This is a genomic window from Peribacillus folii, from assembly GCF_030271255.1.
GTDB lineage: Bacteria > Bacillota > Bacilli > Bacillales > DSM-1321 > Peribacillus.
Genome location: NZ_JASJOM010000007.1, coordinates 273,538 through 300,035, shown reverse-complemented (window position 1 = coordinate 300,035; position 26,498 = coordinate 273,538). Strand labels below are relative to the sequence as shown.

20 protein-coding genes are annotated in these 26,498 nt (G+C 45.1%); 14 read left to right on the top strand and 6 right to left on the bottom strand.

The annotated features are described in order from the left end of the window. Positions 1-224 precede the first annotated feature (224 nt). On the top strand, positions 225-2,294 hold the full coding sequence (locus QNI08_RS14215) for a catalase (RefSeq protein WP_285768067.1): 2,070 nt from the start codon (positions 225-227) through the stop codon (positions 2,292-2,294). A 47-nt stretch (positions 2,295-2,341) separates the two neighbouring features. Here the strand turns inward: QNI08_RS14215 and pepT are convergent, their stop codons facing one another. The 5 genes from pepT to QNI08_RS14190 form a co-directional block, all read right to left on the bottom strand. Beyond that, positions 2,342-3,577, bottom strand: a complete 1,236-nt coding sequence (gene pepT / locus QNI08_RS14210) for a peptidase T (RefSeq protein ID WP_285768066.1) — start codon at positions 3,575-3,577, stop codon at positions 2,342-2,344. Positions 3,578-3,725: 148 nt separating this feature from the next. Further along, on the bottom strand, positions 3,726-5,207 hold the full coding sequence (locus tag QNI08_RS14205; RefSeq protein ID WP_285768065.1) for an alpha-amylase: 1,482 nt from the start codon (positions 5,205-5,207) through the stop codon (positions 3,726-3,728). Positions 5,208-5,566: 359 nt separating this feature from the next. Beyond that, a complete protein-coding gene (locus tag QNI08_RS14200) occupies positions 5,567-7,270 on the bottom strand; it encodes a CotH kinase family protein (protein WP_285768064.1) in 1,704 nt (567 codons plus the stop codon). A 57-nt stretch (positions 7,271-7,327) separates the two neighbouring features. Beyond that, positions 7,328-8,023 carry a DUF4956 domain-containing protein gene (locus tag QNI08_RS14195; RefSeq protein WP_064466983.1) on the bottom strand — a complete coding sequence of 232 codons (696 nt, stop codon included), beginning with the start codon at positions 8,021-8,023 and terminating at the stop codon, positions 7,328-7,330. Between the two features lie 39 nt (positions 8,024-8,062). Beyond that, entirely contained in the window at positions 8,063-8,746 is a 684-nt protein-coding gene (locus QNI08_RS14190; RefSeq protein WP_285768063.1) for a polyphosphate polymerase domain-containing protein, read from the bottom strand. 258 nt (positions 8,747-9,004) lie between these two features. Between QNI08_RS14190 and QNI08_RS14185 the strand changes: the two genes are divergently transcribed. From QNI08_RS14185 to rbsB, 12 genes are all read left to right on the top strand, one after another. After that, the gene (locus QNI08_RS14185; protein ID WP_285768062.1) at positions 9,005-10,357 is read left to right on the top strand and encodes an aspartate aminotransferase family protein; all 1,353 of its coding nucleotides are present in this window, start codon (positions 9,005-9,007) and stop codon (positions 10,355-10,357) included. Positions 10,358-10,361: 4 nt separating this feature from the next. After that, the gene (locus QNI08_RS14180) at positions 10,362-11,870 is read left to right on the top strand and encodes a pyridoxal phosphate-dependent decarboxylase family protein (RefSeq protein ID WP_285768061.1); all 1,509 of its coding nucleotides are present in this window, start codon (positions 10,362-10,364) and stop codon (positions 11,868-11,870) included. A gap of 2 nt (positions 11,871-11,872) precedes the next feature. Then, positions 11,873-13,675, top strand: coding sequence for an IucA/IucC family protein (locus tag QNI08_RS14175; protein WP_285768060.1), 1,803 nt, complete (start codon positions 11,873-11,875; stop codon positions 13,673-13,675). Continuing rightward, a complete protein-coding gene (locus QNI08_RS14170) occupies positions 13,665-14,249 on the top strand; it encodes a GNAT family N-acetyltransferase (protein WP_285768059.1) in 585 nt (194 codons plus the stop codon). The genes QNI08_RS14175 and QNI08_RS14170 overlap by 11 nt, the downstream gene beginning before the upstream one ends. After that, on the top strand, positions 14,224-15,552 hold the full coding sequence (locus tag QNI08_RS14165; RefSeq protein WP_285768058.1) for a lysine N(6)-hydroxylase/L-ornithine N(5)-oxygenase family protein: 1,329 nt from the start codon (positions 14,224-14,226) through the stop codon (positions 15,550-15,552). Before QNI08_RS14170 ends, QNI08_RS14165 begins: the two co-directional genes overlap by 26 nt. Before the next feature lie 23 nt (positions 15,553-15,575). Next, positions 15,576-17,393 carry an IucA/IucC family protein gene (locus tag QNI08_RS14160; RefSeq protein WP_285768057.1) on the top strand — a complete coding sequence of 606 codons (1,818 nt, stop codon included), beginning with the start codon at positions 15,576-15,578 and terminating at the stop codon, positions 17,391-17,393. Positions 17,394-17,646: 253 nt separating this feature from the next. Further along, a complete protein-coding gene (locus tag QNI08_RS14155) occupies positions 17,647-18,633 on the top strand; it encodes a LacI family DNA-binding transcriptional regulator (protein WP_285768056.1) in 987 nt (328 codons plus the stop codon). Between the two features lie 5 nt (positions 18,634-18,638). Continuing rightward, positions 18,639-19,514, top strand: coding sequence for a ribokinase (gene rbsK, locus QNI08_RS14150; protein WP_483313779.1), 876 nt, complete (start codon positions 18,639-18,641; stop codon positions 19,512-19,514). After that, entirely contained in the window at positions 19,511-19,903 is a 393-nt protein-coding gene (gene rbsD / locus QNI08_RS14145) for a D-ribose pyranase (protein ID WP_285768054.1), read from the top strand. The genes rbsK and rbsD overlap by 4 nt, the downstream gene beginning before the upstream one ends. 18 nt (positions 19,904-19,921) lie before the next feature. Beyond that, positions 19,922-21,403 (top strand): sugar ABC transporter ATP-binding protein, encoded by a 1,482-nt coding sequence (locus QNI08_RS14140; protein ID WP_285768053.1) that lies wholly within the window; start codon positions 19,922-19,924, stop codon positions 21,401-21,403. A gap of 1 nt (position 21,404) precedes the next feature. Continuing rightward, on the top strand, positions 21,405-22,349 hold the full coding sequence (locus tag QNI08_RS14135) for an ABC transporter permease (RefSeq protein WP_285768052.1): 945 nt from the start codon (positions 21,405-21,407) through the stop codon (positions 22,347-22,349). Between the two features lie 15 nt (positions 22,350-22,364). Next, on the top strand, positions 22,365-23,285 hold the full coding sequence (rbsB, locus tag QNI08_RS14130; RefSeq protein ID WP_285768051.1) for a ribose ABC transporter substrate-binding protein RbsB: 921 nt from the start codon (positions 22,365-22,367) through the stop codon (positions 23,283-23,285). A gap of 293 nt (positions 23,286-23,578) precedes the next feature. Here rbsB and gdhA read toward each other — a convergent pair whose 3' ends face one another. Then, a complete protein-coding gene (gene gdhA, locus QNI08_RS14125; RefSeq protein WP_285768050.1) occupies positions 23,579-24,961 on the bottom strand; it encodes an NADP-specific glutamate dehydrogenase in 1,383 nt (460 codons plus the stop codon). Between the two features lie 447 nt (positions 24,962-25,408). On the opposite strand from gdhA, the gene QNI08_RS14120 reads away from it, so the two are divergent. Continuing rightward, on the top strand, positions 25,409-26,401 hold the full coding sequence (locus tag QNI08_RS14120) for a PTS sugar transporter subunit IIC (protein ID WP_285768123.1): 993 nt from the start codon (positions 25,409-25,411) through the stop codon (positions 26,399-26,401). The last annotated feature ends 97 nt before the right edge of the window (positions 26,402-26,498 follow it).

Sequence of the window (26,498 nt, the reverse complement as noted above, 5' to 3'; positions counted from 1 at the left end):
GTAATGTGAGGCAGGAGCCGTCCAAACCGGATGACATTTCGTTCAAATCAGGCATTAATTCGACCTGTGCCCCATTAACCCGACCTCACCCTAATTTTTTGAATCCTGTTTATTCCCCAAATTAGAGTGGTATATGAGGAAGGGTAACTCAATTATTTCCAATAATAAAAATACATACAACACGAATTAACCTTAATTTTTTGACTAGGAGGGGGAATGAAACAATGGCAAGTGAAAACGAAAGCGGAAAAATCAATGAGCAAAGTAAAAATCGGCAGTTAGATCAATATCGAGTGGACGATACGGGTAAAAAGATGACGACGAATCAAGGATTGCGCATTTCGGAGGACGAGCATTCCTTGAAAGCGGGCACTCGCGGACCGACATTAATGGAAGACTTTCATTTCCGTGAAAAGATGACTCATTTCGACCATGAGCGAATTCCTGAGCGAATCGTGCACGCACGTGGATCGGGGGCACACGGATATTTTCAAGTATATGAGCCGATGACTGAATTTACAAAGGCCAAGTTTCTTCAAGATCCTTCGGTCAAGACTCCGGTATTCGTACGGTACTCGACTGTAGCGGGTTCGCGTGGATCAGCAGACTCGGTTCGCGATGTCAGGGGCTTCTCGACCAAGTTTTATACCGAGGAAGGAAACTACGATTTGGTTGGAAATAATATTCCGGTATTTTTTATCCAGGATGCGATTAAATTTCCGGATTTGATTCATGCGGTAAAGCCGGAGCCTCATAACGAAATCCCACAGGCCGCTTCTGCCCATGATACTTTTTGGGATTTTGTCGCCAATAATCAGGAATCGGCACATATGATCATGTGGCATCTCTCCGACAGGGCAATCCCGAGAAGCTTTAGGATGATGGAGGGGTTCGGTGTTCATACATTCCGGTTTGTGAATGAAGAAGGCGTGGCCCATTTCGTTAAATTCCATTGGAAGCCTGTCCTTGGCGTTAAATCGCTCGTCTGGGATGAGGCACAGAAAATCGCCGGAAAGAATCCCGATTTCCACCGCCAAGATTTGTGGGAGGCGATCGATACGGGCAATTACCCTGAATTTGAATTCGGCGTGCAATTGATCAAGGAGGAGGACGAATTCGATTTCGACTTTGACATCCTCGATCCTACTAAACTATGGCCGGAAGAACAGGTGCCTGTGAAAATAATCGGGAAAATGGTATTGAACCAAAACCCTGATAACTTTTTTGCGGAAACGGAGCAGATTGCTTTCCATCCGGGACATGTTGTACCGGGCATCGATTTTTCCAATGATCCGCTGCTTCAAGGGCGTTTATTCTCGTACACCGATACACAGCTATCCCGGTTGGGCGGACCGAATTTCCATGAGCTTCCGATTAACAGGCCGGTTTGTCCTTTTCATAATAATCAGCGCGACGGGATGCATCGGATGACAATCAATCCAGGCCCTGTCAGCTATCATAAGAATTCCCTTGCAGGTAACTCACCGGAACCAGCTTCAGAAGCGGAAGGCGGCTATGCACATTACCAGGAGAAGGTCGATGGCAGAAAGGTGCGCCAGCGCAGTGAAAGCTTCAAGGATCATTTCAGCCAAGCCAAACTATTCTGGAATAGCATGACGCAAGTGGAGAAGCAGCATATTATTTCCGCTTTCCACTTTGAGGTGGGGAAAGTGAAAAGCAAGGACGTTCAGCAGCAAATCGTCGAGATGTTCAGCCATGTCGATTTTGAGCTGGCGGAAGCGATCGCCAGAGGTGTGGGAGCGAATCCGCCAACCAACAAAAGTCAGGCCGGGGGTGAGCTGACATCTCCTGCTCTAAGCCAGGAGCAGATGAAGGTGAAAACGGCAGCGACAAGGAAAGTGGCAATCCTGGCTGCAGACGGGTTCAACGGATCTGAGGTTAATCAGGTATTGGAATCGTTCAAGGCGGCTGGAGTAATGGCGGAAATCGTCAGTATGAATCGCGGAATGATTACAAGTTCAACGGAGCAGCAAGTTGAAGTCGATCAAACCTTCCTGACCGCCGATTCGGTATTATACGATGCCATATATATAGCAGGAGGTCAGGAAAGTGTGGATGCGCTAAAAGCTTCGAAGGATCCAATTTTCTTTGTTAATGAAGCCTACAATCACTTCAAGGCAATCGGGTCAGGAAAAGAAGGAGCCGAGATGTTGAAGAAGGCAGGCATAGCCTCTTTTGATTCCAGTGCAGGCGTTGTCGCCATCACGGATGAGACTAGCGGAACTGCCTTTATTGAAGCCATCGCCAAGCACCGTCACTGGAAACGCGCATAATGAACCAAACCCCAGACGGCCATGGTCTGGGGTTTTTTTTAATCAGGCTACTTCGCTTTTGCTTCAAAGAGCGAGGCAATTTCAACGATCACCTTTGTCGCCAGCATCATATTATCGACGGAAATGAATTCATATTTGCCATGAAAGTTTTCGCCGCCGGTAAAGATATTGGGCGTCGGAAGGCCCATATACGATAATTGGGACCCATCCGTCCCGCCGCGTATTGGTGAGATTTTTGGTTGTATACCGAGGTTTTCCATGGCTTCATGGGCAATGTCAACGATTTCTTTTACCGGCTCAATCTTTTCCTTCATATTGAAGTATTGGTCCTTTAATTCAAGCTCGATCCGTTTTTGCCCATATTTTTCTTTTAGTTTTTCGGTGATGTGCGTCATATATTCCTTGCGACCATTGAATTTTTGGCGATCGAAATCCCTGATGATGTAGGCAAGCCTGGTTTCTTCTACATCGCCTTGGAAGGAGAGAAGATGGTAAAAGCCTTCATAGCCTTCCGTATGTTCCGGTGCTTCCGCCGATGGGAGCAAATTGTGAAATTCCATGGCTATTTTAGCTGAGTTGACCATCTTCCCTTTCGCGGTTCCAGGGTGAATGTTCGTCCCTTTGAATTTGATTTTGGCCGATGCCGCATTGAAGCTTTCATATTCAAGTTCGCCAAGGGGTCCGCCGTCAACGGTATAGGCAAATTGGGCATTGAAAGCATTCACATCGAATTTATGCGGACCTCTGCCGATTTCCTCATCTGGAGTAAAGGCGACACGGATTTTTCCATGCTTGATTTCCGGATGCTGTATCAAATGATCCATCGCAGTCATGATTTCAGCGATGCCGGCTTTATTATCTGCACCCAGCAAGGTCGTCCCATCCGTTGTGATCAATGTATGTCCTTCATAGTTCTTAAGCGAAGGGAATTCCTTCGGTGATAGGATGATATCCAATTCTTCGTGTAAAGTAAGGTCGCGGCCATCATAGTTATCAACGAGCTGAGGCTTCACGTTTTTGCCAGTGAAATCGGTTGCTGTATCGACATGGGCCAAAAAACCGATCGTCGGGACATCTTTATCCGTATTGGCTGGAAGCGTCGCCATCACATAGCCATTAGCGTCGATGGTCACTTCTTCCATGCCTATCGATTGCAGTTCCTTCACCAATGCATTTGCCAATGTCAATTGGCCAGGTGTAGAGGGGCAGGAGGAACTTTCCTCATTGGATTGCGTATCCACTTTCACATAGGAAGTAAATCTATCTATGATATCCTTCTTCATTTGTCCACCAGCTCCTTTTTCCCTTATCTTACCATGAATGGGTGTGTGGCTAACAGTAGTTGAACACCATAGCAGTGGGAAAATTTCGATTTTTTCAACACCAAGAACAGCATGCCGTTAACGGCATGCTGTTCTTGGCTAAAGATAATCAGCTTTGTTCGGTTTCAAGCCGCGTATCATTCAAGGCCCATACGGATACGCTTTTTCCATGCACGGGAAAGGTGGCGTAGCCATCTTCCTCAATGGTGATGTGGTCATCCCTGTGATGGGTCAAGTCAGTCCAGATTTCGCCTGCCCGCTGTTCACCCACGAACATTCTTTTTTCGCCGTTGTGGTCTGCGTTGCAAACAACGATTGCACACCCCGAGCCTTCCAGCTCTTCAACCCCTAAGCGAACCCAGCCTATCGTGTTTGGATCGTCAAAATAGTCCTTCTGTTCCCCATAGGCTTTTTCATACCTGGCATATAAAAGGCGATCCAATATTTCCTTTTTACCTGGAACCGGGGAAGGACCGCCAATGCCGTAATAGTCTCCATAAAAGACACAGGGGTAACCGCAATGCCTAAGCAGGATCAGGGCATATGCTGACGGCTTAAACCAATCCTTTACCCATGATTCCAGTGATTCATGAGGCTGGGAGTCATGGTTGTCGACAAAAGTGACAGCCTGTTCCGGGTTGGTTTTTACGAGTGTATCATCAAAGATGGTTGAGAGATCGAAGTCTGTTCCTGCGTTCGAGGCTTCATGAAATTTATAATGCAGGGAAACATCGAACAAATTGAGGTCATGATTGGTTTGCTCCAAATAATTTTGGCAGGCTTTAACATCGGCTTTCCAAAACTCCCCGACCATGAAGAAATGTTCCTTCGTATAAGGAATGAGTTCCTGTAGGAATTCATTAATGAAATCATAATCAATATGTTTAACGGCGTCCAGGCGGAAGCCATCACACTTTAATGTATCGACCATCCACTTTCCCCAAGTAATCATTTCCTGGCGAACTTCTGGCAGGCTGTAATCGATGTTCGCGAACATTAAATAATCATAGTTGCCGAATTCATCTATGACGTGCTGGTTCCAGTGTTTGTTTTCCCCTGTGATCCGGTATACGCCCATTTTGTCGTTTTTAGCATCATAGTCGGTCCCGTTGAAATGCGTATGGTTCCATTTGAAATCAGAGTATTGATTATTACGGCCTGGGAAATCGAACGTCGTCCAGCCTTCAATTTCAAAGGGCTCCGATATATCTTCCATACGATTTTCCGGATTGACCTCGATGACTTCGAATTTCTCGGTTCCGTCAGCTCCGGCTTTGTGATTCATGACTAAGTCGATATATACGCAAAGACCGTTGTCATGGCAGGCGGTTATGGCTTGATGCAATTCTTCTTTTGTCCCATATTTGGTACGGACCGTGCCTTTTTGATCAAACTCACCTAAATCGTACCCGTCATATATTCCATAGCCATTATCTCCAATGGACTGTCCTTTGGTAACGGGCGGAAGCCAAACACAGTCAATCCCCGTATCCTTCAACTTTAAGGCCTCATTTTTCAATCTGTCCCAATGTGTGCCATCTGCTTCAAGATGCCACTCGAAAAATTGCATCATCGTATGATTTCTTTTCATCCATTTCCCCCCTGACACCGACGCGTTTTGGCAAACTTGATACTGAACGATCGGATAAACTAATAATGGAAATCTTTACCCTTTATATTTAAACGGTAAACAAGTAGATAATCCTCTGGAGGTTGTTTTGTCTTTATATTTTACTATTTTATACCAAATAAGGGTAATTTATATTAGGAGGCAGCTAAAAATATTTTTAAATGTCGAGGAATACTTGCGAAAAGGATGGCGTCCATTCGTATAAAAACTCGTTCCAATCTACTAAGCTATGAAATTTTAGCTGTAGTTATTCTCTCAAACAGGAACAAGGCATCCCGAAAATTTATGGGATGCCTTGTTCCTGTTTGAGTGGATGGCCCTCATCCCGTTTTACCTCTTCGTTTAAAGAAGTGGGCGAAAGCCAATGCACCCACTAATGAAATCAGGAGCACGAGGGTTAGAATGATCGTATCTTTGGAGGAGCTGCTGATTCCTGGCTCCTTTTGGCCCATCTTCCAAGTTCCATCAGGGGGTGAGCCATTCCCGCCGCGATCGATGTCAGGGGGCTGCATGGCAGAAACATTTCCGATGCCATCCATGCTTGGTGGTTGCTGGCCACCATATACGTCAGCACCCATATTAGGGGCTCTGCCGTCCATGCTGCTTTCTGTCTCAGCTTCGACAACCAGGTCTCCAGAAAGCTGCGCTAAGATCGATTCAGCACGTTGAACGCTGAAGTCGACAAGGGTTTCCTCACCAGATGTTGCTTCGATAAACTCATTCATTGTATAAAACTTGGTTGGATCTCTTTTTACATACGGTGTGATCAATGTTGTAATTTCAGAGGTCATTGTTGCCATTTTTTCTTCAGAGAAAAAGTCTGTGGCAATGTCGTCTAGATAATCATCATATTTTTCCCGGTATTCGTCGTTAGAAAGCAGTGCCTTCAATAAAGGGCGATCTTCAAGGGCCGTGCCAGAAACAGGCTCGGTGATGCTGAAGTTGATGTTACTTTCATTCATGAAATTGGCGCTCATATCCATCATCCCGCCACCGTTCATATTTGGTGCTTCCTCGGGAGCCTTCATGTCATCCTGCTCGGCATCATCGTCCTTAGCAGTCGTTCTTTTTTCCTGAATGGTGTCGCCTGCCTGTCTCCCGCCCCCACCGGAATAACCGCCAAATGACATATTATAGTCCCACGGCAATATCGAAAAGACTCCGTTCTCTTCATATAGGTAATAATTGTGCTTTTTATCTCCTTGATAGTGATCAAGGTTGACAAGGGCAGTATTGGCTGCGAAGTAGCGCAGCATTTCATCCACATCCAGCACTTCCTCCAGATTGCCTCCATGATTGATGGCATCGAGCATATTGATCATGGCGGTTTGGTCCGAATGATCGTTTGTTTTTAAATTCAATCCGGTGTAGTCAGCGATGTCTTCGCTGATCCATTTTAAATCGCTTCCAGTACCATCAGGATAATAGAGATCGCCTGTACCATCAGCGAAGTTGGTATTTAGGAAGGTTTCCTCTATTGCTTCCACACCTAAGTAAAGGCCCCATTCCTTTCCGTTGATGGTCACGTACATATAGGAGTGCCCTGGTGTCGCTATGCCCATCTTTTCCATTAATTCATAGGAAAGATATTCTCTCATAAAAGTAGGATCACTGTAATTATTGTTCAGTGCCAACTTTTTCAGCCCGTGTAAATCTTGATCGTCCTGATAATAATCAAAGTCAATCTTCCAGCTGTAACGTTCGGAGTCGCCCATTTGAACAACTGAATTCAAGGAGAGATTTCCTTTGGTGCGAAAACCTACATTTTTCACGGTCTCCCCATCTATCGTTACATCGGCGTTAACGATTTCCTTTTCAGAGGGGTTATCCAGGATGGTATCCAAATCATCATCAGCTAGTGTGATATCAACTTTCGTCACCTTGGTTTGATCAAAAACAGATTCTGTATACGTATTCCCTTTAGTGGCTTTTTCAACTTGAAGATGGGGAAGGAAAAACATCACTGCTATGAAAATCATGATCAATAATCCAATGGTCGCTGCAACATACCTTGATTTTAACATGCCTTGTCTCCTTCCTCCTGTCTTCCAATATGGGGGGATTGCGATCCCTTATATCCTTTAAGCTGTGAAGTTGCCATCATAACTCAACATGATGGCAGAGTGAACGCTGTTCATGTCCTTAACTTGATTGATGAAATCCGCGTTATTATCTTTTAATCGGATCTCATATGTCACCTCGAGGTTATTATCCGCCATGACGGATTTCGATTTGACCGAATGCTTTTTCACCTTGCTGGATATCATTTCTTCCAAGTTTTTTTCTATTGATGCATCTGAATATTTAACAATTAATAAAAAAGGATTTTCGATCGTGATCCGATTGGCAAATATGAGCATGACGATGCCTATTAAAATGGCACCGATGATAACGAGCGGAATTAATCCTGCCCCGCATAAGATACCGGAGGCCGCTGCCCAGAATAAGAAGACCAAGTCCATCGGATCTTTGATCGGCGTTCTGAACCGGACGATGGAGAGTGCACCGACCATGCCCAGGGAAATAACGATATTTGTTGATATTCCCATGATGATCAAAGCCGTGGCCATTGTCATGATGATGAGGGAAATATTGAAATTGTGTGAGTACATCACACCGGAAAAGGTCTTCTTATATATGACGTAAATGAACAATCCGATGGCAAATGCCAACAGCAATCCAATCAGGGAGTCGATGATTGAAAAGCTCTCGGTCTTGTCCAAAAAGCTTGATTTGAAAATATCATTAAACGTGGTGCTCGTTGTCGTCGTATCCATATGCGATTCCTCCAAAATAGTATGTTTTTGCTGCTGCTATCAGCCGTATCTTCGGCTTAGTTGATATTTTGAAAAAGCTGTTTTTCTAGTATCGATGATGGATAACAATTGTTTGATGACATCCGGAAGGAATTCGTCAAACTTTATTTCCAGGATGACAACATCCGGTTCCATGGCATCGACCATGATTAATTCGGGATTGAGGAAGTCCGTATCCCGATAACTGGTTGTTATATGACTGTCAAAGGTGACCCTCACATTTCCGTACTCATAAATGAAAACCTCCCTTTCATAGTCAACGACGGTTGTCGGCTTGATTTGGAAGAGGGTCATTTGTACGTATAAGTCCTTGAGGATACTTCTTGAATCGCTGGACATCCAATCTATATCCCCTGAACGGATCCGTTCGTATTCTGCGGCAGAAAGCCTGCACTTCTGTTTGTAGGTAAGGTTATTCCGTTTACTCTTTTTTTCCAGATTGATGAAATCGGTATTATGATCATAAAGCCTGGCCCTGAACTTATCCCTATGATAAAACCCTTCCGTTTTTTGCCGGAGAATTTTATTGTCGAAGTTATCGAAATAGACACTTCGAATTAAATACTTCCCATCGAGTCCATGGGGATCAAGCTTCATGAAGTTTGGCAAGACATTCCTTAATAAATGGCAATCCGCTTTGGTGATTGCATGTTTGAGCTCCCGCCTTCCTTGTAAACCATTCATTGCCGTTCCTCCTTTTACATGACGATTGTCAGCGTTCAGCTTATAAACTCAACCTTAATAAAACCTTAAGAGCCTGTTCATGTTTAATAACGCATGGAGAAATCGTCCCAGTATTCCCCTGTTCTTAATTTTATTGGAATATTATAGAAGGAAAATGGTAGATTTAGCTTATTGAGAATAATAATCATTGTCAGTAAAATGATGATTGTGTAATTGAAAATGATAATTATTATCAATTAAAATACTAGGAGGCTCATTATGGCAACTATCACACCTACTAAAAACGATCAATTGCTGGAACAGCAAAATACAAGGGAGTCAAACGCTCGTTCATATCCTAGAAGATTACCGATGGCCATTGAAAAAGCGGAAGGTATTTACCTTACAGACATGGATGGGAAAACATATATAGATTTTCTTGCCGGAGCCGGAACATTAGCGCTTGGACACAATCACCCGGCTGTCCTTGAAGAAATGGAAAAAGTACTTAAAAATAAAAGTCCTTTGCACACTTTGGACTTTACTACACCGATAAAAGAGCAGTTCATTGATGAAATTTTCGAATGGCTGCCTGAAGAATTCCGAAAAAATGCAAAAATCCAGTTTTGCGGACCTACTGGCGGGGATGCCATAGAGGCTGCACTTAAATTAGTTAAAACCGCTACAGGCAACAGCGGCATTTTATCATTCCAAGGTGCTTATCACGGGGCAACGCACGCAACGATGTCGATCAGCGGAAATACAAAACCGAAGGAAAAGGTTCAAGGATTGATGCCAGATGTACAATTCCTGCCATATCCTTATCAATATCGCTGTCCTTTTGGCATTGGCGGCGAGGATAGTCATAAAATCAGCAGCCAATATATCGAGAACCTGCTGAATGATCCCGAATCCGGATTATTGGCTCCTGCGGGAATGATTTTAGAGGCTGTGCAAGGAGAGGGCGGCTCCATACCTGCGCCGATCCCTTGGCTTAAGGAAATCAGAAGAATAACAAAAGAGAAGGGTATCCCGCTGATCATTGACGAAGTTCAATCAGGCATAGGCCGCACAGGCAAAATGTTCGCCTTTGAACATGCCGGGATCATTCCGGATGTTCTTGTCCTATCGAAAGCAATAGGCGGCAGCCTGCCATTATCTGTCGTGATTTATCATAAAGATTTGGATGTTTGGAATCCAGGTGCACATATCGGCACATTCCGCGGGAACCAATTGGCAATGGCAGCAGGCTCTGCAAGTTTAAAGTACATGAAACAGACCAACCTTATTGAGCATGCAGCAAAAATGGGTGAAGTGTTACAGGATATCCTCAAAGATTTGCAAAAGGATATACCGCAGATTGGCGATGTAAGGGGTCGCGGCCTAATGGTCGGCGTTGAGATGGTCGATCATGAAAAAGAGCAAAATCAAAATGGGAGTTACCCAGCCAATTCGGAGCTTGCCAGCGCGATACAACAGGAGTGCTTCGAAAGAGGTTTGATTCTGGAAGTCGGAGGCAGACATGGAAGCGTAGTGAGATTCCTGCCGCCATTAATCGTAACGGAAGCCCAGCTTCGGGAAGCTACTGAAATCTTTGAACAAGCTGTTCGTGCAGCGGTAGCAAGGGGCTGAAGCAATGATTGAAACCTTAAAGAAAGCTGACTTTGCATATGCTCCATTTTTCCTGAATAACGAGGAAGGGATCCATAACTATACACGGTCTCTAAAAATCATAGAGAACACGTTAGCCGCCTTCTTAAAGGGGAACCATTCCCCCTATTCCGGCAAAAAACCGCATGAATTGGAAGCAAGGTTAAATGAACTGTCGATAGCATCCATAAAAGGGGAGACCCTTGAGTCGGTCGCGGCTGAACTAGCTGAATTCGTAATTAATGACAGCATGAATGTACACAGCCCAACCTGTATCGGGCATTTGCATTGCCCGACGTTAATACCTGCCGTGGCAGCCGAGTTGATCATCAGTACGTTGAATCAATCGATGGATTCATGGGATCAAAGCTCGACTGCAACATTTGTTGAAGAGCGATTGATCAATTGGCTGTGTAGTCAGGCGGGTTTACCGGAAACTGCGGACGGGGTGTTTACCAGCGGCGGCACACAATCCAATTATATGGGCCTGCTGCTGGCAAGGGATGCCTATTGTAAGCGAATCTGGGATGTCGATGTCCAACAGAATGGACTGCCAGCTGCTTCGAAAAAACTTAGGATCTTATGCTCGGAGGCCGCCCATTTTACGGTTCGTAAATCGGCGGCACAGCTGGGGCTTGGTGAACAGGCGGTAGTCACGATTAAAACGGATGAAAATCACCGTCTATCCATCGATGAAATGAACCATCAGCTGAAGATCCTGAAGGAACAGGATTTACTTCCATTTGCCATCGTTGCAACTTGTGGGACAACGGATTTCGGTTCGATTGATCCAATGGCCGAATTGGCTGAAATTGCGAGGGAGAACGGAATTTGGCTGCATGTAGATGCCGCATATGGCGGTGCCATGATGTTAAGTCACGATTTCAAGGCATCGGTAAACGGAATGGAATCGGCCGATTCGATTACAGTCGATTTTCATAAACTATTTTATCAACCGATAAGCTGTGGTGCTTTCCTTGTCTCAGATCGTGACCATTTTCAATATATCCAGCATCATGCGGATTACTTGAATCCCGAGGAAGATGAAGAGGAAGGCATGGTCCACTTAGTCAATAAATCGATTCAAACGACGAGGAGATTCGATGCGCTGAAGCTTTGGATGTCATTGAAGGTAGTCGGCCTCGATAGCTTTGCTGAAATGATTGACTACACATGCCATCTTGCGCGTGACGTAGCGGCCATGATTGATAAAGCGGACGGTTTCCGTGTATTGAACAAGCATCCTGAATTAAATGCGGTTGTTTTCCGTTATGATCCAGCGGGAACGAGTGTTCAGTTGGTAGACCAGCTAAATAAGCAGATTCAACAGGAATTATTGAATAGCGGCCGAGCATTTTTAGCAAAAACACGTTTCGAGGGACAGGTTTATTTAAAAATGACCCTGCTGAATCCGATGACAAGGCTTGAGCATATAGAAGAAATACTAGATGAGATCCGTGTACTAGGTGAAATGTTCAATATGATGGAGGAATGAAGATGAATAGTAAGCAAATAGCCCAAAGGGCGACGATGCAAAGCTTTCTGAATTGTTATTTCAGGGAAACCGGGAATGGCAGATTGGAAGAATCGAAGAGCTGGCCAGAATTGGAGGGGACGGCTCCTGATTCGTTAATCGTCTGCAGCCTTGCATCCCAAGGTATTGACTTGCTTGTTCCAATTAAGTATTGGTCGGAAACGGGACGCCATATATTTGCCTTCCCTGCCTATTACCGAACATCATCCAATCAGGTACGAGAGTTGGACTACGTGACGATGGTTTCTGCGATATCCAAGGAATTATTGAACGAACAGGGCAGGACGGATAGCGAAGAAGAGCTGATGCTTCGCGTCATCCTCAGCAGCCAGAATATCCAACGCTATGTCGAAGCCAGGTTTGAAGATTTTGAAGCCCTTCAAAGCTGTGACTTTACATATATTGAGGCGGAACAGTCGCTTTTATTCGGTCATCTGCTCCATCCTACCCCAAAAAGTAAGCAAGGCATATCAGAACGCGATGAATTGATTTATTCACCTGAATTAAAAGGCGAGTTTCAGCTTCATTACTTTTTGGCCGATCCGGCAATCGTCATTCAGGACTCGAGTGAAAGCTTGTCTGCTAGTGAAATCATCAAAAGCGAATTAAGGACAGATAACGAAGTTCCACATGAATTCCGTGAAAAGTACTGCCATGAAGATAGCCAATATATCATCATTCCGGCACATCCGCTTCAGGCAAAGAATCTTATCGAAAAAGATGAGGTAAAGGAGCTGATCGAGTCGGGACAGCTTATCCATGCAGGTCCGCTTGGGAAAAAGTTCACGGCTACATCTTCATTCAGGACGGTCTATAATGCCTCATCACGGTATATGTATAAGTTTTCAGTACCGGTCAAAATCACGAATTCATTACGAGCGAATCTGCAAAAAGAATTGGATCGCGGTGTGGAAATAGCTAGATTGATGGATTCAAAATTGGGCGATGATCTCAAAACACACCATCCTGCCTTCCGTATTATAAAGGACCCCGCCTACTTAACAATTAAAACAGCAGAACAGGACTCGGGGTTCGATGTAGATATCAGGGAAAATCCATTCCATGAAGACGGTAAACAAGCCAGCCTGATTGCCGGCCTTTGCCAGGATAATGCCTTTGGAGCACCTTCCAGGCTCTCAGCCATCATCCATAAATTAGCCATAGATGAAAACCGGACGACAGAAGAGGTGAGCATCGATTGGTTCACTAGTTATCTGTCCATGACCGTAAAACCAATGCTTTGGTTATTTGAAAAGTATGGAATCGTTCTGGAGGCCCATCAGCAAAATTCCATCATCCAGCTTCAAAACGGGTACCCTTCCACATTCCATTACCGTGATAACCAAGGATATTACTATTGCCAATCCAAGGTGGACCGCTTATTTAGCATCCTTCCCGAGCTTAGCAAAAAAAGCTTCACCATATGTTCCGATGAAGTTGCCGAAGAAAGACTGCAATACTATTTTTTCTTCAATCACTTATTGGGATTGATTAACAATTTCGGTACGGAGGGATTGGTATCCGAAAAGGCACTATTGCAAATCGTTCAGGAACAATTGGAATCGATCAACGCAATGAGCGATGATGAGGGGCTGAATCGAGTTGTTTCCAGGCTGCTCCAAGAACGAAGACTGCCTTGTAAAGCGAATTTACTGACACGTTTTCATGACTTGGACGAGCTTGTGGGCTCACTTGAGACACAATCTGTCTATACGATCATCGATAATCCTTTTGCGCAAGGGGTCTTGGCTGCCAATGAAAAATAGTTATGAAGAAATGCTGAAAGACCATAAGCAATTACTATCATTTGTCAAAGTTGAATGGGATAGGGATATCGATATGTTACATGGTTGGATGCACGAAGAACATGTGATACCGTATTGGAATTTGAATTTCACTAAGGAAAAATTTGCGCTCCATTTACAAAAGGCATTGGCTGATTCACATCAAACACTCTATTTAGGCTGCCTCGATGAAACACCCATGAGCTATTGGGAGTCGTATTGGGTGAAGGGAGATGTCATCGAAGATTATTATGAGGCCGAGGAGGGTGACCAGGGCATTCATTTGCTCATTGGCAATCCTGATTATCTTGGAAAGGGACTTGCTTTGCCATTTTTACGATCGATGGTGAAATACCAGTTCCTGACTGCCAATACCAAAAAGGTGATGGCCGAACCGGATGTCAGAAACGAAAAGATGATTCATCTGTTTGAAAAATGCGGGTTCACTCCAATGAAAGAAGTCGAACTTCCAGATAAGACCGGCTTGCTTATGGCTTGCACGCGTGAGAACTTCGAAAGGAAGTGGAAATATGGAGAAGCAACGATTTACCTATGATGTGATCGGGATCGGGATCGGTCCTTTCAATCTTGGGCTAGCCGCCCTATTGGAGAAAACTCCAGAACTGAATGCTCTCTTTTTTGAAAGGAAGCAGGAGTTCAATTGGCATGAAGGGATGCTGCTTGAGGGGACGACGCTGCAAGTCCCATTCTTCGCTGACCTGGTCAGCATGGCCGATGTGACAAGCAAATATAGCTATTTAAATTATCTACAGCAGCATGACAGGCTTTATCATTTTTACTTTCTTGAAAAGTTCCTGATTCCACGGAAAGAATATAACGACTATTGTCGCTGGACTGCCAATCAGCTCGATAGCTGCTGCTTTGGGAAAACGGTTGAAATGATAGAGTATGGAAACGTTCAAGACGAGTCTGTATACCGGATACACGTAAGGGATGAACAAACCCGGCAAGTGGAGGTGTTCCATAGCCGTCATGTGGTACTGGGAATCGGAAGCGCTCCTGCGGTGCCGGCTGCATTCAGTCCATTCATCGGAGAAAGTATCCTGCATTCTGCCGATTACTTGCGGAATAAGGAAAATATCTTGAATAAAAAATCAATAACGGTTGTAGGGTCGGGTCAAAGTGCAGCAGAGGTGTTTGAAGACCTGTTGAATGAACAAGAAAGTCATGGGTACCAACTGAATTGGTATACAAGGTCAAAAGGCTTTTTCCCCATGGAATATTCAAAACTTGGTTTGGAATACTTCACGCCGGATTATCTCGATTTCTTTTATCGCCTGCCCCAGGAGAAGAAGGATGAAATCCTGCCAAAGCAGGACCTCTTATATAAAGGGATCAGTGCGACGACGATTGCATCGATCTTCGACAAAATATATGAGAAATCGATTGGAAATGCCGAACTTGCCATTGAACTTAGGGCCATGACAGAAGTATCCGCATTAAAACCTTCCGATCGTGGCTGGACATTGAAATGTCACCAATGGGTCGAGGGTAGCGATTTTAATGTGGATACTGATGCCATCGTATTCGGAACAGGGTATAAATCAACCGTCCCGACCTTTCTTGAAGGCATGGAAGACCTTCTTGTCCGAGATGAGCTGGGCCGTCTGGACATAACCAAGGACTACCGGATTGGTACGACTGTCCCGACTTCCAATCACCTTTTCATTCAAAACGGAGAGATACATACGCATGGTGTAGGTGCACCGGATTTAGGGCTGGGGGCTTTCAGGAATTCGATTATCATTAACCAAATTGCAGGCAGGGACGTCTATCCGTCCGAACCAAAAGGAGCTTTTCAATCATTCCGTGTAAAAACACCGGTTACGGCCTATTAAATAGAGTGAAGGGGAGTTAGTGTATGCAATTCATAAATGAAGTGGAAAAGGCGGCTACGAAAAAAAATTGGTCGATCGTAAACCGAAACCTGCTCGCCAAAATGATTTCTGAATATATGTATGAGGATATGATCCATCCAGCTCTCTTGATCGAGGATGCAGCTGGAAACTTATATGAGTTGAAAATAAATGAAGATCTATCGTATCGATTTTTAGCATGGCCGCGCCTATTCGATAGCTATGAAGTCCAGGCTGATTCGATTTCAGTCTATGAAACCGCAACTGGAGAAGCTGAACAAGCAGATGATGCCATTCAATTCATTTTGGATCTTCAGCCGCTCATTGGAATGACGGCAGAAACAACGGGCCATTTGATTAAGGAATTCAATCATACATTGCTGGCCGACCTGCAATTGCTAGCCAAACCAGGAAAAAGCGCTGATGAGTTGGTCGAGCTGGACTATGCATGGCTTGAGGGAGAAATGAGCGGGCACCCTTGGATTGCTTATAATAAGGGGAGAATTGGATTCGGTTATGATGATTATTTGAAGTTTGCTCCGGAAAACCAGGAAAAGATTCAGCTATCATGGATCGCCGTCCATAAAACAAGAGCCGCTTTCAATTCCATCAAAACCTTGAACTACAAACAATTGATGGAAAATGAACTGGATTTGGAAACCCGAAAGGATTTTTCCGATAGATTGGCAGAGAAAGGTTTAGAAGAGAACGACTATTATTACCTGCCGATTCATGAATGGCAATGGAAGAATGTCATCATCCAGAATTTCACCGATGATTTGGCCAAGGGGCTGATCGTGGCATTAGGTAATGGCCAGGATGAATATCTGCCGCAGCAGTCGATTCGGACCTTCGTTAATCTGTCCAATAAGAATAAGCACCACGTCAAGCTGCCAATGAGCATATTGAATACGCTCGTCTATCGCGGATTACCAGCAGAACGTACGGTCATTGCACCAAAGATCACGGAGTATATTAAGAATATTTACGACAATGATCGTTATTTAAAAGAAGAATGCAAAGTGGTGCTTCCCGGTGAAATCGCCAGTCTGAATGTCGATCATCCCTATTTCTCCAAGTTGAAAAATGTACCCTATCAATATGTAGAGATGCTGGGCGGCATTTGGCGGGAAAGCATATACAGTTATATGGAGAAAGACGAGAAGCCCATTACGTTAGCGTCGCTCCTGCATGTGGACCAAGAAGGCAAGCCGTATGTGGAAAGCCTGATCGAAAAATCAGGGTTAACCGCTGCAGAATGGACAGACCGACTATTCGAGGTCATTCTTTCTCCGTTATTACATTTCATTTATCAATATGGAGTAGTTTTTTCACCCCATGGCCAAAATACGATCTTAGTATTGAAGGATTACAAGCCGCATAGGCTGGCAATAAAGGATTTTGTGGATGACGTAAATATAAGTGATCAGCCGCTTCCTGAATTGAGTGAGCTCCCTGCTGACTTAAAACAAGTTTTAAGGTGCGAGCCGCCCGAAGGCCTTGTTCAATTCATTTTCACGGGACTGTTCATTTGTCACTTCCGTTATTTGTCAACGCTCCTGATGAACAGGAAATTATTGAATGAAAATGTCTTCTGGGAAGGCGTCACGAAAGTAATCCTTGCACATCAGCAAAAGTTCCCTCAGCTGCAGGACCGGTTCGACCTATTCAACTTCTTCGCCCCGAAATTAACAAAGCTCTGTTTAAACAGGAACAGGATGCTTCAATATGGATACAGTGATGGCGAAGATCGACCGCACGCATCAGAGTATGGATATGTCAATAATGCTCTGTACGAAAAGCTACCTGCCAAATCCCTTTGATTTTTGCTAAGCTGGCTCAAATTCATTGAGCCAGCTTTTTATTTTTTGGCAGAGGGTGATAGCTTTGTTCTGCTTATTGAAAGAAGAAGAATCGTTCAAACATGACGTGCCTGATGATCTCCAACTTCGAGTTAGTCCTATGATACGGTTCCGATTACCTAAAAAATATCTTAAGAATAAAGCTTGCCGTGCAGATAAATTGGTGATAAGCTATTTGTGTAAACGGTTACAGAAAATTATTGAGGTGGATATAGTGGCAACTATTCGGGAGGTTGCAAAGGAAGCAGGCGTTTCCGTGGCAACGGTTTCTAGAGTCATGAATGGCAGCGGGTACGCACATGAAGACACAAAGAAGGTCGTCATGGCGGCTGTTGAAAAGCTGAATTATAAACCGAATGAAGTGGCAAGGTCCCTCTATAACCGTAAATCCAAATTGGTGGGCTTGATCCTGCCGGACATTACGAATCCTTTCTTTCCGGAAATGGCAAGGGGTGTCGAGGATTACCTGCAGCAATTTGGCTATCGGCTGATATTCGGAAATAGCGATGAGAAGAGAGATAAGGAAATAGAATATATCGACACCTTTCTACAGAATAATGTAGTGGGCATCATTGCTTCGACAAGCGAAGAAGCCAATGAAAATTTTGACAACCTGGAAATACCCGTCGTCCTCCTCGATCGGACGGCAGAGAACTTGCCAGCCGTTTATTCCGATCAAAAGACGGGCGGCAGGTTGGCAGCACGGGTATTGCTCGATAGGGGCAGTACAAATATCGTCCTGATCAGGGGACCCGTGGAGATAAAGCCTGTATATGAACGGTACACGGCTGCAATGGAGGAATTAGCACAGGCGAAAGTGAATGTACAGGTCATGGACTCATCCCTCACTCTACAAGGAGGACAGGTATGTGTGCGTCAGCTATTCGAGCACTATCCAGAAACGGATGGAATCATCGCTTGTAATGATATTGTCGCAGCTGCGGCCCTTCAGGAAATCTTGAAACGGGGAATCCGGATTCCGGAGGATATTCAATTGATCGGCTATGATGATATCGCCTTCACGGCCTTATTGCATCCGCCGTTATCGACCATTCGTCAGCCTGCCTATGAGATGGGGGCACAAGCTGCGGAAATGTTGATTAGGAAAATCAATCAGGAAAAAATAGAAGAAACACATAAGAAGCTGCCTGTTTCTTTTGTGGAAAGACAAACAACGAGAAGAAAGGTGGAAAAGCCGTGATCAAAATGGCAGTAGTGGGAAGTTCATCGATGGATCTGGTGGTGACATCAGCAAAGCGTCCAAAAGCAGGGGAAACGGTTTTAGGAGAATCCTTCATTACGGTCCCGGGAGGAAAGGGAGCGAATCAGGCAGTGGCAGCAGCCCGCCTTGGTGCGGAAGTATCGATGATTGGATGTGTAGGAGATGATTTTTATGGGGAAATCATCTTGGAAAACCTGAAAAAAAACGGCGTAAATACGGAGTATGTGGAACCGGTTACAGGTTCTGCCTCAGGTACGGCACATATCATCCTTTCTGAAGGTGATAACAGCATTATTGTCGTGAAAGGGGCAAATGATTTCATTACTCCCGAATATGTCCAAAAGGCCCAAAAAGCCATAGAGGAAGCGGACATCGTCATGGTCCAGCAGGAAATACCGGAGGAAACGGTAGAATACCTGGCTAAGCTGTGCAAAAAGCTCCAAAAAAGACTGCTATTGAACCCAGCACCCGCCCGCAAGCTAAGCGAGGATGTCATTCGACAGGCAGCATTCCTGACGCCGAATGAACATGAGTTCGAAATACTTTTCAATGGGAGAGATCGAGCGGAGGTCCTGACTGAGCATCCGAATAAATTATTCATTACCGAAGGAAAAAATGGCGTCCGATATTTTGACGGCCATGAAGAAAAGGTCGTTCCAAGCTTCGCGGTGGAAGCGGTGGATACGACAGGTGCAGGCGATACATTCAATGCCGCCTTTGCGGTGGCTGTTGCAGAAGGTAAGGGGTATGACGATTGCCTGGTATTCGCCAACCGGGCAGCGTCCATTTCCGTGACGAAGTTGGGGGCCCAAGGCGGCATGCCGGTTAGGGCGGAAGTCGAAGGGGGCCTTGAAGCATGAAGAGGCAAGGAATCATCAATAGTTCGATAGCCAAGGTCCTTGCCGACCTTGGTCATACGGATTATATAGTTGTAGGTGACGCCGGTCTGCCGGTGCCGCCGGGAGTCATCAAGATAGACTTGGCCTTGACGCCCGGGACACCATCGTTCCAAGCTGTCGTGCGTGCCGTTCACGAAGATATGGTCATTGAAAAGGTCATCGCCGCCACTGAGGTGATAGAGAAAAATCCAGGCCAGCACCAATATATGGAGCAGCAGTTCGGCGAAGCGATCGAATATGTTACACATGAAGATTTCAAGAAACTATCAAGTAAAGCGAAAGCCGTCATTCGAACGGGGGAGACGACACCGTATTCGAATTGCATTTTGCAGTCTGGAGTATTCTTTTAAAGAAAGAGGTGAAGAGCCATGCAAATCGAAATGCACGGCATATATAAGGCATTCGGTCAAAACAAGGTATTGGAGGGCGTTCATTTTTCGTTGGAGGCTGGAGAGGTACACGCGCTCATGGGGGAAAATGGAGCAGGGAAATCAACCTTGATGAACATTTTGACTGGTCTTCATAAGCAGGATCAAGGAACGATCGTGATTAACGGCAATGAAACCTCATTCAAGGATTCCAAGGAAGCAGAAGAAGCGGGGATGGCCTTCATCCGTCAGGAATTGAATATTTGGCCGGAAATGACCGTACTGGAGAACCTATTCATCGGGAAGGAAATGGTTAATGGATTTGGTGTCCTGAAGATGAAACAAATGAAAGCGCGTGCAAAAGAAGTTTTTAAAACATTGAATATTTCCCTTCCTTTCGATAAGGAAGCCGGACTTTGTTCCGTAGGGGAACAGCAAATGATTGAAATTGCCAAGGCGCTTATGACGGAGGCGGAAGTCATCATCATGGATGAACCGACCGCAGCGTTGACCGATAGGGAAATTGAAAAACTTTTTGAAGTGATGAAGGGTCTTACGAAAAAGGGTGTATCGCTCGTTTATATCTCGCATCGTATGGAAGAAATATTCACTATTTGCGACAGGATCACCGTTATGCGTGACGGAAGAACCGTCGATACGAAAAGAATTGCTGATACAAACTTCGATGAAGTCGTACAGAAAATGGTCGGACGGGAGCTGGAGGATCGGTTTCCCCACCGTGAAGCGAATTTAGGCGAGGTAGTCCTTGATGTAAAAGGACTAACGAAGAAAGGAATATTCGAAGGTATCGATTTTGCGGTCCGGCAGGGAGAGATTGTAGGTGTAGCCGGATTGATGGGAGCAGGCAGAACGGAAATCATGCGCGCCCTTTTCGGTATCGACCAAACAGATCAAGGTGAAATTACCGTTGAGGGCAAGAAGGTTTCGATACGGAAACCGACGGATGCGGTTCGGCATGGTCTGGCTTTCATTACGGAAAACCGTAAGGAGGAGGGACTGATCCTTGACTTTTCAGTAAGGGAAAATATCGGTTTGCCGAATTTGAAGAGCTTTGCTCCAAACGGGCTTGTAAAAACGGAGGATGAGAGAAATTTTGCAGATATGATGATTAAAAGGCTGCACGTGAAGACATCTTCCGCGGAAACGGTCATCGGCACCTTATCCGGGGGTAATCAGCAAAAGGTGGTCATCGCAAAATGGATCGGCACCTCCCCTAAGGTTTTAATCATGGATGAGCCTACCAGGGGGATCGATGTTGGCGCAAAACGTGAAATTTATGAATTGATGAATGAATTGACAGAGAGGGGAATCGCCATCATCATGGTTTCCTCTGAGCTTCCGGAAATCGTGGGAATGAGCGATAGGATCCTTGTCGTTCACGAAGGTGAAATCGCTGGGGAATTATTGAAGCAGGAAGCGACACAAGAAAAAATCATGGCATTGGCAACAGGGGGGAACTAGGATGAAACTTGAGGCTACAGGAAAAAGCGGGATCTGGCAAAAATTCGGTCCATTACTCGCCTTAGTTCTATTATTTATCGTAATAACCGTTTTAAATCCATCTTTCATGGAACCGAACAATATCTTGAATCTATTGCGTCAAACGTCCATCAATGCGCTTATCGCCTTCGGAATGACCTTCATCATACTGACAGGAGGCATCGACTTGTCCGTCGGTTCCATTCTGGCACTGTCCAGCGCGCTTATGGCTGGCATGATGGTTTCGGGAATGGACCCGATCCTTGCAATCTTGATAGGCATCCTGCTTGGTGCAATAATGGGTGTCATCAACGGAATTCTTGTTTCAAAAGGGAAAATGGCTCCTTTCATCGTTACACTGGCTACGATGACGATTTTCCGTGGCTTGACACTTGTCTATACGGACGGGAAGCCGATAACGGGAATTGGCGATTCAGTCGCGTTCCAAATGCTTGGGCGAGGATATTTCCTGGGCTTGCCGGTACCGGCGGTCGTGATGGTCATCGCATTTTTCGTCCTTTGGTTCTTGCTTCATAAAACATCATTTGGCCGCAAAACGTATGCCATCGGCGGAAATGAAAAGGCTTCCCGTATTTCGGGAATAAAAGTGGACCGCGTGAAGGTGGCCATTTACGGGCTCGCAGGTACGATGGCAGCCATTGCCGGCGCCATTTTAACCTCGCGCCTGAATTCGGCACAGCCAACGGCGGGGCAATCCTATGAAATGGATGCCATCGCAGCCGTGGTGCTCGGCGGGACAAGCCTATCAGGCGGTAAAGGCCGATTGTTCGGCACGCTCGTGGGGGTCCTGATCATCGGTACCTTGAATAACGGAATGAATTTACTTGGTGTATCCTCTTTCTACCAGCAAGTGGTAAAAGGTGCAGTTATATTAATCGCGGTCTTACTTGACCGTAAAAAATCATAAGCAGGGGTGTAATTTATGAAAAAAATCGTATCGATCATCATGATTCTTTCGTTAATGGTCTTGGCTGCATGCTCAATGGATTCGGGTCTGAAAGATGATAAAAAAGAAAAGAAAGACTCTGTAAAAGGCGTGAAGGTCGGTGTCAGCATATCAACTTTAAACAATCCATTCTTCGTTTCATTAAAGGATGGCATCGAAAAAGAGGCAAAAGAAAAAGGCATGAAAGTGACTGTCGTGGATGCACAGGATGATACGGCTAAACAAATCAGCGGAATTGAAGACCTGATCCTTCAAAAGGTGGATGTTCTTGTTGTGAATCCAACGGACTCTGCGGCAATATCTTCAGCCGTCCAATCTGCAAATGAAGCAGGCATTCCTGTCATTACGATAGACCGCTCCTCCGATGAAGGCGATATCGAAACATTCATCGCCTCCGATAATGTCGCTGGTGGGGAAATGGCCGCGGAATACCTAGTCAAAGAGCTTGGCGAAAAAGCAAAGGTAGTGGAGCTTGAAGGTGTATCCGGTGCTTCTGCAACTCGCGAACGCGGAAAAGGCTTCCATAATCTTGCGGACAAGCAATTGGATGTCGTGACAAGCCAGACGGCAGAATTCGACCGGACAAAAGGCCTTAACGTCATGGAAAACATCCTGCAAGGCAATAAAGATATCCAAGCGGTATTCGCTCATAATGATGAAATGGCATTAGGTGCCATTGAAGCGATCAAGGCAGCAGGCAAAGATATCATCGTGGTTGGCTTCGATGGCAATGATGATGCATTGAAAGCAGTCGAGAGCGGTGAACTACAAGCGACAATTGCCCAGCAGCCGGCACTTATCGGTGAAGAGGCTGTAAATGCAGCGGAAAAGATCTTGAAAGGTGACAAAGTGGACAAGACCATTTCCGTACCGCTGAAATTGGTCACGAAAGAATAAAAAAAGAAATCTTGAGAGTGCCGGAGCTTATCCGGCACTCTTTTTTAAGAGGTTTTGGGCGTCTCAAAAGCATTATTGGAGATGGTTTTTTAAGAGAGGATGATCTGACTGTGTACGTGCCTTTCACATGCCTTTCGGAAAACTGCTTGGCGGGACTGTCGCGGATCATTTTCATCAAAAGGCCATATCATTTGAATGTACCTTCGTAGGAGGTGGCGCGGGGGAAATACGAACATGATATTGCAAAAGAAAAGCGGCCCGTGTGTCGGACCGCTTCATGATTTAGCCTGAATTTAGAGTATCCCTTGAGTAAGCATGGCATCCGCCACTTTAAGGAATCCGGCAATATTGGCACCAACAACCAAGTTACCAGGCTCACCGTATTCTTCTGCGGCTTCTATACTGTTTTTATAGATGTTTTTCATGATGCCATGTAATTTTGTATCGACTTCTTCAAACGTCCAGGGCATTCTCGCACTGTTTTGAGCCATTTCAAGGGCAGACACAGCTACTCCGCCTGCATTTGCCGCCTTAGCAGGCCCAAAAAGAATGCCATTATTAAGGAATACATCAATTGCCTCAAGCGTTGAAGGCATGTTGGCACCTTCGCCGACTGCTTTCACATTATTTTTAATCAATAATTTTGCCGCTTCTTCATCAATTTCATTTTGTGTGGCACAAGGAAGGGCGATATCACAAGGTACGGACCAAATGCCGTAGCTGCCTTCATTGTATTCAGCTTCCGGATGTGCATGGACATATTCACTCAACCTTTTTCGGCCCACTTCCTTCAGGAGTTTAATCGTATCAAGGTTCAGACCTTTTTCATCATAAATGTAGCCATTGGAATCACTGCAAGCAACAACCTTAGCGCCCAATTGTACAGCTTTTTCCATTGCATAAATGGAGACATTCCCAGATCCGGAAACGACAACCGTGCTGCCATGGAATTGTAAGCCTTTGTCCTTAAGCATCTCCTCGACGAAGTAAACCGTCCCATAACCAGTCGCCTCGGTACGGGCCAGGCTTCCGCCATAACTTAATCCTTTACCGGTCAAAACACCAGCATGGTAGCTGCCTTGCATCTTTTTATATTGCCCGAAAAGATAACCGATTTCCCTGGCGCCAACCCCGATATCTCCAGCTGGTACGTCTGTGTCCGGTCCGATATAGCGACCGAGCTCCGACATGAAGCTTTGGCAAAAACGCATGATTTCCGCATCCGATTTGCCTTTCGGATCGAAGTCCGATCCGCCTTTTCCTCCTCCAATCGGCTGGCCTGTAAGGGAGTTTTTAAAGATTTGCTCGAAACCAAGAAACTTTATGATACTTGAATTGACAGTAGGGTGGAAGCGCAGACCGCCCTTGAATGGCCCGATTGCACTGTTGAATTGAACACGAAAACCACGATTGACTTGGACATTGCCCAGGTCATCGACCCAAGAAACGCGGAAGTTGATCATTCTTTCTGGTTCAACCAATCTTTGCAATATTCCGCTTTTCATATATATGGGGTGTTTTGCAAATACGGGGACAAGTGAAAGGAATATTTCTTTGACCGCTTGATGGAATTCACTTTCATGCGGATTCCGCTCCTTAACCTGTGCGTATACGTGTCTTACATACTCTTTTGCTGCCTGTAATTCTTCATGATCGACTGTTAGTGAAGTTGTCATTGATTTCTCTCCTTATCGGTGATTGGGACATCTGATAGTGTAAATGAATGGAACGATCTATTTTTGGATGATTCTTTCATGATATACCTAAAAACCGAAACGAACAATCTGAATATTAGATCAATTATTACCTATTTTGAGATGAAAGATGAGGCTTTAAGTGGAAAAAACACATCGAACATATACTGGAATAATACAATTCTTGATATTTATTGGATAAAACCCTACAAAAATCGTATTATTGTAAGCGTTTTTATTTTGTTAGTATATAAATACATCTTACATTGTCTGAAAATTCATGTTATTATACGGAAAGGCATCAGGATTGGCCAGTGAGTTGTGAATCATTGATCATAATTTAATTTTTTTACTTTTATTAATGAGGAAAATATAGATAAAGGATAAGGAGTGAATGAATTGAGCAGGAAAGCATACATCAACGAGCGGATGTACAAAGCCTCAACAGGTATAGCGAACGCAGTCTTGGTTACGTTGGGGATCGGGTTATTATTTGAATCGATAGGCGGGTATTTAGGATGGGAGGTCTTCCTCGCAATAGGGGGAGCCGCAAAGGTTTTGCTTGCGCCTGCATTAGGGGCCGGCATCGCTTATCAGCTAGGGGGGAATTCATTAATTATTTTTAGCGCGATGGCCTCGAGTGCCGTTGGCGGAGCTGCAATTCACAGGACGGCCGAGGGGGCGTTCACGATCGTTACGGGGCAGCCGTTAAGTGCCGTCCTGGCAGCCGTCGTGGCAACGTATGTAGGTAAGCGCCTGATCGGCAAGACAAGGTTGGATATTATGGCCATCCCGTTGGGTGCAGTCCTAGTCGGGGGAGTGGCCGGATATGGACTGGCTCTTGTCACGACGCCATTCCTGACATGGTTAAGCGGTCAAATCACCGCTGCCGTCGGTGGATCGCCTTTAATCGGCTCCATGGTCATTGCCTTGGTATGGAGCATTTTGTTGATGACACCGGCCTCGTCCGCTGCGCTTGCGATCGCCCTGCAATTAGATCCCGTTTCCAGCGCAGCAGCCCTGATCGGCTGTACCGTTCAGTTTGTCGGGTTCACTGTCATGTCTTATAAAGATAATGATATGGGCGGGTTCCTTGCACAGATGGTCGTTACGCCAAAAGTTCAGTTTCCTAATTTAATCAAAAAACCGTTATATGTCATTCCTCCTTTTGTGGCGGCAATCATTTGTGCCCCCATCGCTACCTTGGCATTTGATTTTCAGGTACCGTATGAGCTTGGGGGCATGGGGTTAAGTTCAATGATTGCCCCGATAGCCATCATTACAGGGCAAGGATTGTATACGTTCTTGGTTTATGTAGCTGTGGGCATGGTTTTGCCGGCATTGATCACCCTTGCCCTGCATCGAGTGCTGAAGCTGATGGGTAAAGTGAAACCGGGCGATCTTCACTTGGAAGTATCATAATCAAGATTTTTTTTAGGAACCAGCCTGGGTGACCGGGCTGGTTTTTATTTATAAAGGGATTAGGGTAAAATGGGAAGGTAAGCATTTGCATAGATAG

Bases quoted from the DNA above. Each gene is read 5' to 3' on its own strand.
- QNI08_RS14205 (WP_285768065.1), bottom strand. From the start codon at position 5,207: ATGAAAAGAAATCATACGATGATGCAATTTTTCGAGTGGCATCTTGAA.
- QNI08_RS14170 (WP_285768059.1), top strand. From the start codon at position 13,665: ATGAAAAATAGTTATGAAGAAATGCTGAAAGACCATAAGCAATTACTA.
- QNI08_RS14175 (WP_285768060.1), top strand. From the start codon at position 11,873: ATGAATAGTAAGCAAATAGCCCAAAGGGCGACGATGCAAAGCTTTCTG.
- QNI08_RS14140 (WP_285768053.1), top strand. From the start codon at position 19,922: ATGCAAATCGAAATGCACGGCATATATAAGGCATTCGGTCAAAACAAG.
- QNI08_RS14160 (WP_285768057.1), top strand. From the start codon at position 15,576: ATGCAATTCATAAATGAAGTGGAAAAGGCGGCTACGAAAAAAAATTGG.
- QNI08_RS14200 (WP_285768064.1), bottom strand. From the start codon at position 7,270: ATGTTAAAATCAAGGTATGTTGCAGCGACCATTGGATTATTGATCATG.
- QNI08_RS14185 (WP_285768062.1), top strand. From the start codon at position 9,005: ATGGCAACTATCACACCTACTAAAAACGATCAATTGCTGGAACAGCAA.
- QNI08_RS14120 (WP_285768123.1), top strand. From the start codon at position 25,409: ATGTACAAAGCCTCAACAGGTATAGCGAACGCAGTCTTGGTTACGTTG.
- QNI08_RS14180 (WP_285768061.1), top strand. From the start codon at position 10,362: ATGATTGAAACCTTAAAGAAAGCTGACTTTGCATATGCTCCATTTTTC.
- rbsD (WP_285768054.1), top strand. From the start codon at position 19,511: ATGAAGAGGCAAGGAATCATCAATAGTTCGATAGCCAAGGTCCTTGCC.
- rbsB (WP_285768051.1), top strand. From the start codon at position 22,365: ATGAAAAAAATCGTATCGATCATCATGATTCTTTCGTTAATGGTCTTG.
- QNI08_RS14195 (WP_064466983.1), bottom strand. From the start codon at position 8,023: ATGGATACGACGACAACGAGCACCACGTTTAATGATATTTTCAAATCA.
- rbsK (WP_483313779.1), top strand. From the start codon at position 18,639: ATGGCAGTAGTGGGAAGTTCATCGATGGATCTGGTGGTGACATCAGCA.
- pepT (WP_285768066.1), bottom strand. From the start codon at position 3,577: ATGAAGAAGGATATCATAGATAGATTTACTTCCTATGTGAAAGTGGAT.
- QNI08_RS14215 (WP_285768067.1), top strand. From the start codon at position 225: ATGGCAAGTGAAAACGAAAGCGGAAAAATCAATGAGCAAAGTAAAAAT.
- QNI08_RS14135 (WP_285768052.1), top strand. From the start codon at position 21,405: ATGAAACTTGAGGCTACAGGAAAAAGCGGGATCTGGCAAAAATTCGGT.
- QNI08_RS14190 (WP_285768063.1), bottom strand. From the start codon at position 8,746: ATGAATGGTTTACAAGGAAGGCGGGAGCTCAAACATGCAATCACCAAA.
- gdhA (WP_285768050.1), bottom strand. From the start codon at position 24,961: ATGACAACTTCACTAACAGTCGATCATGAAGAATTACAGGCAGCAAAA.
- QNI08_RS14165 (WP_285768058.1), top strand. From the start codon at position 14,224: ATGGAGAAGCAACGATTTACCTATGATGTGATCGGGATCGGGATCGGT.